This is a genomic window from Streptomyces sp. NRRL B-24484 (assembly GCF_000717715.1).
In the GTDB taxonomy this organism is placed as follows: domain Bacteria; phylum Actinomycetota; class Actinomycetes; order Streptomycetales; family Streptomycetaceae; genus Kitasatospora.
Map to the genome: position 1 here is coordinate 23885 of NZ_JOAI01000016.1, position 14536 is coordinate 38420.

Below are 14536 nucleotides of genomic sequence, written 5' to 3' on the forward strand. Positions count from 1 at the left end.
GTCTTCGCGCATCCCGGAACGGCCTCCTCGACGGGCCGTCGCGCGCCCCGGCGCCGGGCGCCGGACCGGGCCCCGGGCGGCTCCGTCCGACCTTGTCGCGAACTTAACGGGCGCATAAGGCTGTTCCGGCCGCGGAGGGGCCCCGGTGCGGCAGTGGACAGGCGCCGGAGGCCCTGACCTGCGGCGATGGTGGGGGAGCGGGCGCGGAGGGCCAACGGGCGGACGGCGGGCGGGCGTTGACCGGGCGGAGCGGGGACGGCTATTGATGGTGGCCAGTCAGTCGGAGCTGTGCGCGGACCTGCCGGCACGACGAGAGACACCCCCCATCCCTCCAGGAGGACGCGTGCACTCCGCTCCCAAACGGATCCGTCGACGGTGGATCGCCGGCCTGGTCGGTGCGTTGATGCTCACGGTGGTCGGCATCGGATCGGCGCTGGCCTCGATACCGGTCGGCCAGTCCAGGACCGGGAAGATGACCTGGTACGACGACGCCGGTTACGGGGCCTGCGGGACGGCGATCAACGCGGCCGCCGAGGACCTGGTCGCCGTCTCCACCTCCTGGTGGACCTCGGCGAACCCGAACAACGACGACCTCTGCAAGGGCATCTCCGTCCAGGTCAGCTACAACGGTCGGACGATCACCGTCCCGGTCAAGGACAAGTGCCCGTCCTGCAGCGCCGAGCACATCGACCTCAGCAAGACCGCCTTCCAGAAGCTCGCCGACCTGGACGTCGGCGTGGTCTCCGGGATCACCTGGAAGTTCGTCGGGGCCGGCGGCGGCACGGGCGGAAGCACCGGCGGCGGCACGGGCGGTGGCGGCGGTACGACCGCCCTGCCCGCCCCCGCCGGGCTGCGCACCACCGCCACCACCGCGAGCAGCGTCGCCCTCGCCTGGACGGCCGTCCCGGGCGCCTCCTCGTACGCCGTCTACCGCGGCGGCACGAAGGTCGGCACCGCCTCCGGTGCCTCGTACAAGGACACCGGCCTCACCGCTGCCACGGGGTACCGGTACACGGTCGCCGCGGTGGACTCCGCGGGGAAGGCGGGCACCCAGTCCGCTGCCGTCACCGCGACCACCACCACCGCCGCCACCGGCGGCGGGGGCGGCGGCACCGCCTGCCCGGCCGCCTGGAGCGCGGCGAAGTCCTACGTGCCCGGCGACAGCGTCGCCTACGCGGGCCACCGGTACGGCGCCACCTACTACTCGACCGGCGCGGTGCCGAACGACCCCGGCTCCTGGGCGGTCTGGCGCGACAACGGCACCTGCTGACGGGGTGCGTCGCCGCGGGGCCTCCGCCGTCCTCCTTCCCCCGGGCGGCAGAGGCCCCGCGGCGGGTGTGCCGGACGCCGCCGGCACGCGCGGGGCCCGTCGGCAGCTGCCGGACGGGCCCGTGGAATGCGGTGCGGTGCTGTACTGCGCTGGGCGGCGTGCGGCCTCAGCGGTCCTTGCGGGCGGCGGCCTGCTGGGCCTGCTTCGCCTCCTTGGCCTGCTTCTCCTTGATCCGCACGGTCTCGCGGCGGACCTCGGCCTGGATGGTGCGCTCCTTCTGCAGCCACTCCGGGTTCTCGTCCCGGAGGGCCTCGATCTGCTCGGTGGTGAGCGCCTCGCTGACGCCGCCGCGGGCGAGGCCGGAGACGGAGACGCCGAGCCGGGCCGCGACCACCTGGCGGGGGTGCGGGCCGTTGCGGCGCAGCTCCTCCAGCCACGCGGGGGGCTCGGTCTGCAGCGCGTTCAGCTCGTCACGGGAGACCACGCCCTCCCGGAACTCGTCGGGGGTGGCCTCGAGGTAGACGCCCAGCTTCTTCGCCGCCGTGGCGGGCTTCATCGTCTGGGTCGTCCGGGGCTTGCGCGATGTCATGGAGACAAGGGTAAGCGAGCGGAGGCCCGCCCCGATCACGGTGGGTAGCCTGGGCTCCGTGACTGAGATGCAGGCGACCCCCTCCTCCTTCCGGCTGGCGTACGTTCCGGGCGTGACCCCCACCAAGTGGGTGCGTGTCTGGGGGGAGAGGCTGCCCGACGTTCCGCTCGTGCTGGTGGCCGTCCCCGCGGAGGGCGGCACCGAGGCCCTGGTGTCCGGTGCCGCGGACGCCGGGCTGGTCCGGCTGCCGGTCGACCGGACGGTGCTGAGCGCGATCCCGCTCTACGCCGAGACCACGGTGGTGGTGATCCCCAAGGACCACTGGCTGGCCGCGGCCGACGAGGTCGCGGTGGCGGACCTGGCCGAGGAGATCGTGCTGCACCCGCTGGACGACACCCTCGGCTGGGAGAACCTGCCGGGCCTGCCCGCCTTCGAGCGGCCGGCGACCACCGCCGACGCGATCGAGCTGGTCGCGGCCGGCATCGGCGTGCTGGCGGTGCCGCAGTCGCTGGCGCGGCTCCACCACCGCCGCGACCTCACCTACCGGACGCTCGCGGACGTGCCGCAGTCGCAGGTGGTGCTCTCCTGGCGCGAGGACCGGACCACCGACCTGGTCGAGGAGTTCATCGGCATCGTCCGCGGGCGGACGGTGAACAGCTCGCGCGGCCGCGGCGCCCAGCCCCAGGAGAAGCCCGCCGCGCAGCAGAAGTCGGCCGCGCAGCAGAAGGCCGGTGCGAAGCAGAAGCCGGGGCAGCAGAAGACCCCGCAGCAGAAGCCGAAGCGGCCCGCGGCGGCCGGCGGCCGTGCGCGGGGCGGTGCCGGGGCCTCCGGCGGCTCGGGCGGCGCACGGCGCGGGAAGCCCCGCGGCCGCTGACGGTACGGGCCGGCCGCCCGGTGGTGCGGGGTGGGGGAACGGGCGCCTCCCGGTCGGGTGTCGGGGTGCGGGTGTGACGGGTGACGGGTGCGGGTGGTGGGGCCCGCGGCCCGCCGGGCGTGGGGGAGACCGGCGGGCGGGCGGCCGGCAGGGGTGGTGCCGGTCGCTGAGGACAATGCCGTGGCGGCAAAGGGCGGGTCAAGGTGTTCGCCGGGGAAATCTGAAAGTTTCTGCAAGACATTTCTTCCTGAATCGGGTCAGAGGCCGTTCTGGCTCGATTCAGAAATCCGACGGCAGGTCAGGACGGTTGCGCCGTGCGTCCGGACCGCTGCGGTGAGGGTTTACAGAGGGGGTGCCGCTCGGTAATCTCCTGATGCTTCTTGCAGTGAATTGCGCAAGGAGCGGCGGCCACGGTGGAGCGGCCGCCCACCGCGGCGTCCCGCCCGGGGAGCCGGCGCATCCGCCGGCTCGGGGAGCCGCACGCAGACGCCCGGCCGCCGGCCCCCTGCCCGCGCCGCCGTCCACCCCGCACCACCCACCCACCTGTTCCTGCCGCTCCGGCAGCCCCGTGCCTCCGTCCCCCACGCTGCTCCCGTGTCCCCGGGTGCGGTGGAGCCGGGTTCCCCCCTGCCTGCGGCACTACCCGAGGGGTTCACTGTGACATCGCGATCACGCCACCGGCGGCGGCCCACGGCCGTCGCCCTGACCGCGGCGGCCGGTCTCGCGGCCACCCTGCTGTCCACGGCGCCACTGGGCGGCGCGGCGAACGCGGCCACCACCGAGGCCACGGCCTCCAACACGGCGACCGTCTTCTACTACACCAAGACCCGCAACTGGTCGACGTACAACCTGCACTGGGCCCCGGACGGCGGCAGCTGGACGACCGTGCCGGGCGTCGCCATGGAGGCGGCCTGCACCGACTGGGTGAAGAAGACCGTCGACCTGGGCTCGGCCACCGGCCTGCAGGCCACCTTCAACAACGGCTCCGGCACCTGGGACAACAACGGCGGCCGCAACTACGCCCTGGGCACCGGCTCGATCACCGTCAAGGACGGCGTGATCGCCCACAGCGACCCGTGCGCGGGCGGCGGCACCGGCCCCTCGCCCAGCCCGTCCCCCACCGGCACCACCTCGACGGTCTACTACTCGACCGCGGTGGTCGGCTGGAGCACCGTCAACCTGCACTACGCACCGGCCGGCGGCTCCTGGACGACCGTGCCCGGCATCGGGATGGACGCGGCCTGCACCGGCTGGTTCAAGAAGACGGTCTCGCTGGGCTCCGCCTCGACGATGGCCGCGACCTTCAACAACGGCAACGGCACCTGGGACAACAACAACGGCGCCAACTACGTCGTCCCGTCCGGCACGGTGACGGTGCAGAACGGCAAGGTGACGGCGAACGCGGCCGACCCGTGCGCCGCCGTGGTGCCGGACACCACCGCGCCGACCGTGCCGTCCAAGGTCGCGGCCACCGCCACCAACACCTCGATCGTCCTCACCTGGGACCCGTCCACCGACGACAAGGCGGTGACGGGCTACCAGGTCACCCGCACCGGTGGCACCCAGGGCACCGTCGTGGTGAACACCGGCTCCACGGTGTACTCGGACACCGGCCTCGACGCCAACACCGTCTACACCTACACCGTCAAGGCGCAGGACGCGGCCGGGAACGTCTCCGCGGTCTCCGCGGCGGCCGTGGCCACCACCGGCACGGCCCCGCCGCAGCCCGCCAACGGCGAGATGGTCGGCACCGACCCGCGCAAGGACCCGATCTACTTCGTCCTCACCGCGCGCTTCAACGACGGCGACAGCAGCAACAACCGCGGCGGCAGCCAGGACGTGAAGTCCGGCAACGCGGCCAACAACGACCCGATGTTCCGCGGCGACTTCAAGGGCCTCGTCCAGAAGCTCGACTACGTCAAGGGCCTCGGCTTCTCGGCGATCTGGATCACGCCGGTCGTCCTCAACCGCTCCGACTACGACTACCACGGCTATCACGGCTGGGACTTCTACAAGGTCGACCCGCGGCTGGAGTCCGCCGGCGCCTCGTACCAGGACCTGATCAACGCCGCGCACGCCAAGGGCATCAAGATCTACCAGGACGTGGTCTACAACCACAGCTCCCGGTGGGGCGCCAAGGGCCTGTTCGTGCCGGCCGTCTACGGCGTCCGGGACTCCCAGTGGTCCTGGTACTACGACGAGAAGCAGACCGGCTTCGAGTACGACGGCCTGACGATCGACCCGAAGACCGGCAAGTCCTGGTACAACGGCGACCTGTGGTCGACCGAGAAGCCGGCCGGCTCCACCTGCGTCGGCTGGGGCACGCCCACCGGCAACAAGAGCGCCGAGGGCTACACCGTCTACAACTGCCAGTGGCCCTCGCCGACTTCGGGGATGTTCCCGTCGAAGTACTACCACCAGTGCTGGATCGGCAACTGGGAGGGCGAGGACTCGCGCTCCTGCTGGCTGCACGAGGACCTCGCGGACTTCAACACCGAGAGCCCCGAGGTGCAGAACTACCTGATCGGCGCCTACAACAAGTACATCGACATGGGCGTGGACGGATTCCGGGTCGACACCGCCGTGCACGTCCCGCGGGTGACCTGGAACCGCCGCTTCCTGCCCGCGATCCAGCAGCGGATCACCCAGGACTGGGGCCCGGCCAAGGCGCAGAACTTCTTCGTCTTCGGCGAGGTCGGCGCGTTCGTCAACGACAAGTGGAACCGCGGTTCGGTTAACCACTCCGCCCAGTTCTTCACCTGGAAGGAGCGCAAGGACTACACCGCCGACGACGTGCAGGCCGCCCTCGACCAGTACAACTACGAGGAGCAGCTCGGCACCGGCAACCAGCCCACCTCCACCAACGCCTTCCTCAGCGGCAACGCGTACCACACCCCGGACCACTCGCAGTTCTCCGGCATGAACGTCATCGACATGCGGATGCACATGAACTTCGGGGACGCCCACAACGCCTACTACAACGGCAAGGACTCGGACGACAGTTACAACGACGCCACCTACAACGTGGTGTACGTCGACAGCCACGACTTCGGCCCGAACAAGTCCAGCACCCGGTACGCGGGCGGTACCGACGCCTGGGCCGAGAACATGGCCCTGATGTGGACCTTCCGCGGCATCCCGACGCTGTACTACGGCTCGGAGATCGAGTTCCAGTCCGGCAAGCAGATCGACTGCGGCCCGTCCTGCCCGCTCGCCACCACCGGCCGCGCCTACTACGGCGACAAGATCGCCGGCACGGTCACCGCGAGCGACTACTCGGTGGTCTCCGGCGCCACCGGTGCCGTCGCCACCACCCTGCAGCAGCCGCTGGTCAAGCAGCTGCAGCGGCTCAACCAGATCCGCCGGGCGATCCCCGCCCTGCAGATGGGCCAGTACTCCACCGACGGCATCAGCGGCGGCGGCATGAACTTCAAGCGCCGCTACACCGACACCGCCACCGGCGTGGACAGCTTCGCCCTGGTCGCCGTCACCGACGGCGCCACCTACAGCGGGATCCCCAACGGCACCTACAAGGACGCTGTCACCGGTGACGTCAAGACCGTCACCAACGGCACCCTGGCGGTCGCCGCCCCCGGCAAGGGCAACCTGCGGGTCTACGTGCTCGACCTGGGCGGCAAGAACGCCGCACCCGGCAAGATCGGCACCGACGGCCCGTACCTGAAGTAGCGGTCCCGGGTGCCCGGCGGGCGGGGCTCTCCCCGTCCGCCGGGCAGCTGCGGGGGCACGACCGGACGGCCGGGCACGGGCGGACACGGGGGAGAGAGGGAGAGGGCAGCACCATGCCCGGAGGGAGAACCGGCGGCGGACGGGGCAAACCGACCGCCGGGGACGTGGCGGCCGCGGCCGGATACTCCCGCACCGCGGTCTCCTTCGCGTTCAACAGCCCGGACCAGCTGTCCCGGGCGACCCGCGAGCGCATCCTCGCCGTCGCCGAGGAGCTCGGCTACCGGCCCAGCCCGCTCGCCCGGATGCTGCGCGCAGGCCAGACCCGCGCCCTCGGCGTGCTGCTGCCGCAGGGCCTCGCCGCGATCCTGCGCAACCCCTACTACACCGAATTCCTGCGCGGCGTCGGCGAGGTGTGCGACCGGGAGGGGTACACCCTGCTGCTCACCCCGCCGCTGCGGGACTCCATGCTCGACGCGATCCCGTACGCCGCCGTCGACGGCTTCGTGGTCTGCGGACTGGAGACCGACCGCGGCGAGGTCGCCGAACTCGCCCGCCACCAGACCCCGGTGGTACTGGTCGACGGCGACCCGCAGTCCGACGCACCCGGGGTGGACGTCGACGACCGGCGCGGTACCCGGGAGGCCGTCCGCCACCTGGTCGGGCTCGGCCACCGCCGGATCGCCGTGCTCTCCTTCGACCCCGGGCCGGACGCCGCCGTCCGCGGCTACCGCGGCCCGCTCGCCCGCCGCCTCGCAGGCCTCGTCGACGGGCTCGCCGAGGCGGGGCGCGGCATGGCGGACGTCGACCTCGCCGAGGTGCCGATCAGCCGCGCGGAGGGCGGACGCACCGTACGGCGGTGGATGGCCGGGCCCGAGCCGCCGACGGCGATCCTGGCGCTCTCCGACATCCTGGCCTTCGGCGCCCTGGAGGCGCTGCGCGACCTCGGGGTGGACGTGCCCGGCGAGGTGTCGGTGGTGGGCTTCGACGACCTCGCGGAGGCCGCCCGGACGAGGCCCGCCCTCACCACCGTCCGGCAGGACGCCGAGGCCAAGGGCCGGACGGCCGCCGGGGCGCTGATCGCGGCGATCCGCGGCGAGCAGCAGCCGGTGCGCCGGCTGCTGCCCACCCGGCTGGTCGTCCGGGCCTCGACCGCGCCGCCCCCGCCGCCCGGACGGCGGGCCGAGGTGGCGACGCGGAACCGTGGTGACGGCCCGTCGGGCACGCCGTAGGAACCGTTTCGAACGGAACTCGGGTGAGGGGCGCGTGGGGGGTGCCCCCAGCGCCCCTGGGGTCTCCGGTGCCCCTGGGGGCGTGCCCGGTCCTAGTCGTTGCCGGGCCAGCCGTCGAGCATGCGGTGCACCGTCACGCCGGGGCGTTCGGCCAGGCTGCGGTTCGAGGGGGCGGCCGGGGCGGCGGGCTGGGCGGCGACGGCGGCCTGCAGGATGTCGGTGATCTCGGCGACCTTCGCGTCGACGGTGGCCTTCAGCTGCGCCGGGTCCTGGGTCCGCGCGGCCGAGCGCACGGCCTTCTCGACCGCGGCCAGTCTGCGCAGCGTGTCCTGGCCGAGCCGGACGGGCTGCGGGGTGTTGATGACGAACTGGTAGGCGCCGGCCACGGCCTGGCAGCCGCCGCAGTGCACGGTGGTCGCCTTGCTGTTGTTGTCGGCGTCGACGTGCACGTCACTGCCGCCCGTGGTGACGATCTGGAAGGAGAGCGCGACGGCGCGGCAGTGCTGTCCCTCGCTGCAGTACCGGGCCGTGGCGACCGCCCGGTTGTCGACGTCGAGCCCGCTCGTCCGGCCGAACTGGCGGATCTCGAAGGCGACGTCGGTGTTGTGGGTCCGCACCGGGCTGGCCACGGCGACGGCGTGGGTCCGCTCGTAGCGGACCTGGCTGGCGTCCGCGGTGGCGGCGGCCGGTCCGACCAGCAGGACGGCGGCGGCCACCGCGGGTACGAGCGGGCCCGAGCGGAGGAGGCGGCCGAGCCGGCGGGTCGGGGTGGTGCGGTGCGATCGGTTCACGAGGTGCTCCAGGCGGGGTTCAGGAAGTGGCTTGGGTGGTCGGGGCGGACGTGGGTGGAGCGGCGGTCACCGGTGCTTCACCGGACGCCTGCCCACCGGTCGGCGTGCCGGTCGGAGTGCCGGACGGTGCGGTGGCGGTGCCGCCCCCGGCCGGGACCGTCGAGGTCGGCGAGGGGGCCGCGGTGGCCGCCGCGGCCGGACTGCCCGGTGCGGGCGCCGGCGCGGTGGCGGCGGAGGTGGTCCGGCCGGCCCGAGTCCGGGCGGGCGCCGGACTCGGCCGGCCGCGTTGCGGGGCGGCTGCCGTGGTGCCGTCCGTCGGCGACGGTGCGGCGGCGGCGGAGGGCGGACGAGCGAGGGCCGCGGACGGGGTGACGGACAGTTCGGTCCGGTCCGCCGGGGCCGGTGCCCGGGCGGGCGGCGGCCGCGGGGCGAGCGGTACCGGTGCGGCCCGGTGGCCCCAGGCGAGGGCCAGGGCCGCGCCGGTGCAGGCCGCCGCGGTCAGCAGGAGTGCCGCCCGGCCGCGCGGGGTGCGGTGCGCCCGGGTGAGCGCCCGTCCGGCCCGGCGGGCGAGCCGCACCACCAGGTAGACCAGGCCCGCCGTCGGCAGCAGCAGCATGACCAGGCCGATCACACCGAGGGCCGCGGCGGCGGGCGCCCCCGCGGCGAAGGCGTCGGCCGTGTCGGCGAGCCGGCCGGTGAAGGAGTCCACCGCCGTCCGCAGCAGCCGCGGCGCGTTCCAGAGCACGTAGACGACCTCGGCCACCAGCAGCGGGACCATGGCGAGCACCCAGGCCGTCACGATCGCGCGGGAGGAACGCTTCAGTCCGGCGACCTCCGGAGGCACGGGCCGCCAGGGCAGCATGCTGCGCAGGATCGGCCGGACCTTGCCGAACAGGTCGGGGACGCCGGCGAGGTCGGCGAGGATGTAGTAGCCGTCCAGCCGCAGCACGGGCAGCAGTTGCTCGACGATCTCGAAGTGGGCGACGTACACGGCGGCCAGCAGGAAGTCCCTACCGGTCGCGAAGTACGCGGCGAACAGCACGGCGACGAACACCGCGTTGAAGTAGACGCCGCCGAGGTCGGTGCGCAGCCGGTCGGGCCGGCGCAGCCGGTACACGTCGGTGACGTCGGTGTACATCGCCGGCCACACCAGGTAGATGCCGCAGCCGATGCAGCCGGGCCGTCCGCCGCCGTAGCGGCAGCCGGAGGCGTGGCCGAACTCGTGGAAGACCGTCGACAGCACGGTGAGCGCGAGGACGGCCAGCAGCAGGGCGGGCTCCTGCACGGTGTGCAGCACGGGGGTCATCGCGCCGTGCACCGCGAACAGCCAGACGTCGGCGGCGGCGGTGAACAGCAGGACGACCGCCACGGCGGCCGGCCGGTGCAGCCAGGACAGCGCGGCGGCGACGGTGTTGACCGAGGGCGGCCGCAGCAGGACCCTGTGGGCGCGCAGCGCGAGCAGCAGGTCGGTGACCGGGACGGGTGCGTCCGCCTCGGTTCCGTCCGGCGGGGCGAGCAGTCCCAGCGGGCGCAGCTTGTGGTCGAGCAGGTGGGTGATGTGTTCGGGGCCGAGCTCCAGGCCGGAGCGGGCCGCGACCAGGTGGGCGATCTCGCGTCGGGTGCGGGTGCCGTCCATGGCCTCGGCCACCAGGTAGAGCAGGCGGCTGAGCTGGACCATCTGTCCGTCGGCCCGGCGGACGAGGTAGCGGGGGGCGGTGAAGCCGGAGTCGCGGTACTCGCCCTGCAGGGTGAGTCCGGCGGCGGGCCGCGGGACGTCCTCGGCGGTGCCGTGCGGATCCTCCGGGGAGTGGTGCGGGGCGTCCGGGCCGTGGTGCGGGCCGGGGTCGGTCCGCAGCGCGGTGCCGGCCTGGCCGGGGTCGGTCGGTGGGTCGGTGGGAGGCTCGGTGCCGGGCCGCGCCCAGGCGTCGGGAACGGCCGGCCGGCGGGTGTCGCCGACGGTCGCCGGGCGTTCCGCGGCCGTGGGGGTCCGGCTGCCGATGCCGTGTCCGCTCTCGGTCACGTCACCTTCCGGGCTGGCAGTCGTTGGAAGTGCGGAAAGTGTTTCCGGCGGCGATTCCGGCGCCACCGGAAACACTTTCCGCATGATTTCCGTGAACGGGTCAGAAATGCCGGTCGGGGGCCCGGCCGCGTGCCGGCTGCCCTGCCGGCCGCCCTCCGTTCACAGCACCCGGGCCGTCCTCACGGGCGGCCGGGCGTCAGCGGCGGAACATCCGTCACTGGTGGATGGAGATGTACTGGTTCGCCTCCGAGCCCGCCAGGGAGTCCCAGGAGTGGTCGTTGTAGGAGACCGAGTTGTTCTCCGCGTAGACGACGGCGTGCTTGGTGACCGTGGTCTTGTGGAGGTTGAAGCTGAAGCGGCTCAGCGCCTCGCGCTTCGGCAGCAGCTCGGCGGTCTCGGTCTCCAGGACGGACATGTCGATCATGAGGATCCATTTCTCCGTACGGTTGCGCTCGGGGCGGCCGCGGCTCGGCCGCCCCGGTCGGACGGGTGTCCGACGGAGCTGGACACTACGGCGGCGCCGCGACGCAGAGCAAGGAACCGGATACGTCGGGTGATCGATTTCGCGTGAATAGTGCCTGCATTCGCACGGCAATGCCGGACGGTCCGGAGGTCGAAAATCCCGTCGAATTCGGCGGGGTTCCGGGATTCTTCGTATCCGAGGTTCTCGGCGGCGCGCGGGGGGTCGGCGACTTCACTCGATCGGCTCAGCTCACCGGCGTGTTCCCGAACGGCCCGTCAGGCCCGGTGCGGGGCCGGGGGCGCGTCCGGCGGGGCCGGCCCGGCGCCGGGCCGCGGCGCACCCGGCTCGGGCGGGCCTGACGAGGCGCGAACCGCGGCGCACCCGGCTCGGGCGGGCCTGACGAGGCGCGAACCGCGGCGCCGGTTGTCCGCGTCCTGTCGACGGGGCGCCCGGGATTCCAGTCGATCGACGGGGGTGCCCGCCGGAGGCCGGGGCTAGCCTGACCCCGGGGGTGGGGCGGATCAGCAGCAAAGGGCACGAATCCATGGACGATCTCAGGCTCTCCGTCCTGGGGCCGATGCAGGTGCGGCGGGGGGCGGCGGCGCTCAGGACGGGCGGCCCGCAGCAGCAGGCGATGCTGGCGGTGCTCCTGCTGCGGCGCGGACTCGCGGTCGGTACGGGCGAGTTGGCGCAGGCGATCTGGGGCGACGAGCCGCCCGGCACGGCCACCGGCATCATCCGGACGTACGCCTGGCGGTGGCGGCGCGTCCTGGAGGACGGCGATGGCCCGCCGGTGCTGGCCACCGGCGGCGACGGCTACCGGCTCGACCTGCCGACCTCCGCGGTGGACGTATTCCGCGCAGAGGAGGCGGCGGCCTGTGCGGAGCGGGCGAGCACCGACGGCGAGACCGCCCAGGCCCGTGATCTGCTCGACGGGGCCCTGGAGTTCTGGCGGGGCGAACCGCTCGCCGGGATCCCGGGACCGTTCGCCGAACGGTGGCGGCGGCTGCTCGCCGACCGCCGGCTGGCGCTGCTGGAGGAGCGGATCGCCCTGGACCTCGCGCTCGGCGGCCACCGGCGCTGCGTCCCGGAGTTGACCGAGCTCGCCGCGGCGCACCCGCTGCGCGAGCGCGTCCACCTGCTGCTGATGCGGGCGCTGGCACAGGCCGGCCGCACCGCCGACGCGCTGGCCGCCTTCCGTACCGTACGCCGCACCCTGGTCGGTGAGTTGGGAATCGGGCCGGGTGCCGAGCTGGAGGCCGAGCACCGCCGGATCCTGGCCGGCGAGGGCTCCGTCGAGGCGCCGGCGCAGCCGGTGGTCCCGGCCCCGGTCCCGGCGCCGACGTCGGCCGCCGCACCGGCGGTGGCGCCACCGGCCGCGCCGCTGCCCGGGCGGGCGCCGCGGACCGCCCCGGTGCTGCCCGTGCCGGGGCAACTGCCGCCGGACACCGCGGACTTCGTGGGGCGGGAGACGCTGGTGATGGGGCTCGGGGAGGCCCTGGTCTCGCCGGTGAACGGGACGCCCGCGATCGTGTCCGTGGCCGGCATGGGCGGGGTCGGCAAGACCACGCTGGCGCTCCACGTCGCCCACCAGGTCCGCCGGTTCTTCCCGGACGGGCAGCTCTACGCGGACCTGCGGGGGGAGGGCCCGGCCGGCGGCCGCCCGGCGGCCGTGCTGGGCAACTTCCTGACGGCGCTCGGCATCGCGCCGGAGGCGGTGCCGGACGGGACGGAGGACAGGTCCGCGCTCTTCCGTTCCCTGGTGGCCGACCGCAGGCTGCTCCTGGTGCTGGAGAACGCGGACGAGGCGGCCTCCGTCCGTCCGCTGCTGCCCGGCACCCCGGGCTCCGCCGTCCTGCTCACCAGCCGTACGGGGGCGGCGAGTTCGCTCGCCACCCTGCACGCCGACCTGGAGCTGTTCACGCCGGAGGAGGCGCTCGGCCTGCTCGGCCGGGTGATCGGTCCGGAGCGGCTGGCGGCCGAGCGGCCCGCCGCGATCGGACTCGTCTCCGCCTGCGGCCACCTGCCGCTGGCGGTGCGCATCGTGGCGGCCCGGCTCGCCGCCCGTCCGGCGTGGACGGTCGCCAGCATGAACGACCGGCTGGCGGTGGAGGTCCGCCGGATCGACGAACTGCGGATCGGCGACCTCGCGGTGGAGGCCGCGTTCGCGCTCGGCTACCGGCAGCTCTCGGCGGAGCAGGCCCGGGCGTTCCGGCTGGTCGCCGCCGTGCCGGGTGCGGACATCGGGCTGAACGCCGCGGCGGCGGCGCTCGCGGTCGGCCCGGACGACGCCGAGGACCTGCTGGAGTCCCTGGTGGACGTGCGGATGGTGGAGTCGCCGCGGATCGGCCGCTACCGCTACCACGACCTGCTGCGGTCCTTCGCGCAGCGGACCTCGCGGCGCACCGACCCCGGTGAGGCCGCCGCCGCCCGGCACCGGCTGCTCGGCTTCCTGGCCGCGACCGGCCACGAGGCCTTCCGGCAGGGCTGCCCGGGGGACGAGATCGACCGGGTGTTCGCCCGTCCGTCGGCCGCCGGCCTGTCCTTCGCGGACCGGGTCGAGGCGCAGTCCTGGGTGTCGGCGGAGTCCGGGACGGCCGTCGCGCTGGCGCACCGGATCGGCGCCGAGCCGCCGGACGGCGAGGGCGCCGACCCGGACCACCGGGAACGGCTGAACGGCGCGGTCGACCTGCTGGTCATGCTGAGCCCGTTCGAACTCGGTCCGCACCGCGGCCCACTGGTGGCGGCGGTGGACGCGCTCGCCGAGGCGGCCGTCCGGCGGGGCGACGCCCGCGTCGAGGGCCGGGCGCGCTTCCTGCGCGGCAACATCGCGCTCGACCTGCACCGGCTCTCCGAGGCGCGCCGCCAGACCCGGCTTGCCGCGGCCGCGAGCCGCGCGGCCGGGGACACCGCGATCCTGCGGCAGGTGCTCAACGACGGCGGGCTGGTCGCCCAGTACCTCGCGGACTACGACGAGGCCGACGCGCTCTACGGCGAGGCGGTCGAACTCGCCCGCCGCCTCGGGCACCGGGCCGGCGAGGTGGTCACCCGGGTCAACGTGGCACTGGCCCGGGTGTACGGCGGCCGGGCCGAGGAGGGGGCGGCGGTCTGCCGGGCGGTCCTCGCCGACCTGGCCCGTGGGCTGCCCGGGGGCCCGGCGGAGGAGGGCCCCGGCCGGGCCTACGCGATGTACGTGCTGGGCCTGGCCCTGCACACGAGGGGGGACCACCCGGAGGCGGCCGAGTGGTTCGGCCGCAGCATGGCGCTGGCCGCCGGCCTCGGTCTGGAGGTGCGGGCGGCGCAGTCCCGCTACCGGCTGGCCGACAGCCTGCGGGCGGCGGGCCGGCTGCGGCAGGCCGTCGGGCACGCCGAGGCCGCCCTCGCCGCCTGCGAGGTCCTGGGCGCCGAACGCGACCAGGCGCACGCGCTGCTGGTGCTGGGCCGGGCCCTGGCCGAACTCGGCGAGGACGGCCGGGCCCGGTCCTGCCTGCTGCGGGCCCAGGCGCTCTTCGCCGGTCTCGGCCTGCCGGTCGACGCGCACCACGCGGACCTGGTGGCCGACCTGGTGTCGGCCCGGACGGTCTGAGGGCCCGTCGCACGGCGCGTCCCGGGT

Annotated in this window: 9 protein-coding genes; 5 read left to right on the forward strand and 4 right to left on the reverse strand. The window is 74.3% G+C overall.

The annotated features are described in order from the left end of the window. Positions 1-343: 343 nt before the first annotated feature. Positions 344-1270: a cysteine/serine endopeptidase inhibitor gene (locus IE98_RS50825; protein ID WP_063748935.1), complete on the forward strand. Its 927-nt coding sequence runs from the start codon at positions 344-346 to the stop codon at positions 1268-1270. 166 nt (positions 1271-1436) lie between these two features. Here the strand turns inward: IE98_RS50825 and IE98_RS0116395 are convergent, their stop codons facing one another. After that, the gene (locus IE98_RS0116395; RefSeq protein WP_030269554.1) at positions 1437-1859 is read right to left on the reverse strand and encodes a DUF5997 family protein; all 423 of its coding nucleotides are present in this window, start codon (positions 1857-1859) and stop codon (positions 1437-1439) included. A 67-nt stretch (positions 1860-1926) separates the two neighbouring features. Between IE98_RS0116395 and IE98_RS0116400 the strand changes: the two genes are divergently transcribed. The 3 genes from IE98_RS0116400 to IE98_RS0116410 all read left to right on the forward strand — a co-directional run bounded on the left by IE98_RS0116400 (position 1927) and on the right by IE98_RS0116410 (position 7649). Further along, entirely contained in the window at positions 1927-2733 is an 807-nt protein-coding gene (locus IE98_RS0116400) for a LysR substrate-binding domain-containing protein (protein ID WP_030269555.1), read from the forward strand. A gap of 657 nt (positions 2734-3390) precedes the next feature. Continuing rightward, on the forward strand, positions 3391-6420 hold the full coding sequence (locus IE98_RS0116405; protein ID WP_199922920.1) for a carbohydrate binding domain-containing protein: 3030 nt from the start codon (positions 3391-3393) through the stop codon (positions 6418-6420). Positions 6421-6533: 113 nt separating this feature from the next. Then, positions 6534-7649, forward strand: a complete 1116-nt coding sequence (locus IE98_RS0116410) for a LacI family DNA-binding transcriptional regulator (RefSeq protein ID WP_078661066.1) — start codon at positions 6534-6536, stop codon at positions 7647-7649. 92 nt (positions 7650-7741) lie between these two features. Here IE98_RS0116410 and IE98_RS0116415 read toward each other — a convergent pair whose 3' ends face one another. The 3 genes from IE98_RS0116415 to IE98_RS0116425 form a co-directional block, all read right to left on the reverse strand. Continuing rightward, entirely contained in the window at positions 7742-8440 is a 699-nt protein-coding gene (locus IE98_RS0116415) for a hypothetical protein (RefSeq protein ID WP_052390587.1), read from the reverse strand. A gap of 19 nt (positions 8441-8459) precedes the next feature. Then, the gene (locus IE98_RS0116420; RefSeq protein WP_052390588.1) at positions 8460-10460 is read right to left on the reverse strand and encodes a hypothetical protein; all 2001 of its coding nucleotides are present in this window, start codon (positions 10458-10460) and stop codon (positions 8460-8462) included. 214 nt (positions 10461-10674) lie between these two features. Beyond that, a complete protein-coding gene (locus IE98_RS0116425; RefSeq protein WP_030269562.1) occupies positions 10675-10884 on the reverse strand; it encodes a hypothetical protein in 210 nt (69 codons plus the stop codon). 583 nt (positions 10885-11467) lie between these two features. On the opposite strand from IE98_RS0116425, the gene IE98_RS0116430 reads away from it, so the two are divergent. Then, positions 11468-14509, forward strand: a complete 3042-nt coding sequence (locus IE98_RS0116430) for an AfsR/SARP family transcriptional regulator (protein ID WP_234443563.1) — start codon at positions 11468-11470, stop codon at positions 14507-14509. Positions 14510-14536 lie beyond the last annotated feature (27 nt).

What these genes read in the sequence shown, in the direction of transcription:
- IE98_RS0116430 (WP_234443563.1), top strand. Translation starts at nt 11,468, where the DNA reads ATGGACGATCTCAGGCTCTCCGTCCTGGGGCCGATGCAGGTGCGGCGG.
- IE98_RS0116395 (WP_030269554.1), bottom strand. Translation starts at nt 1,859, where the DNA reads ATGACATCGCGCAAGCCCCGGACGACCCAGACGATGAAGCCCGCCACG.
- IE98_RS0116400 (WP_030269555.1), top strand. Translation starts at nt 1,927, where the DNA reads ATGCAGGCGACCCCCTCCTCCTTCCGGCTGGCGTACGTTCCGGGCGTG.
- IE98_RS0116410 (WP_078661066.1), top strand. Translation starts at nt 6,534, where the DNA reads ATGCCCGGAGGGAGAACCGGCGGCGGACGGGGCAAACCGACCGCCGGG.
- IE98_RS0116425 (WP_030269562.1), bottom strand. Translation starts at nt 10,884, where the DNA reads ATGATCGACATGTCCGTCCTGGAGACCGAGACCGCCGAGCTGCTGCCG.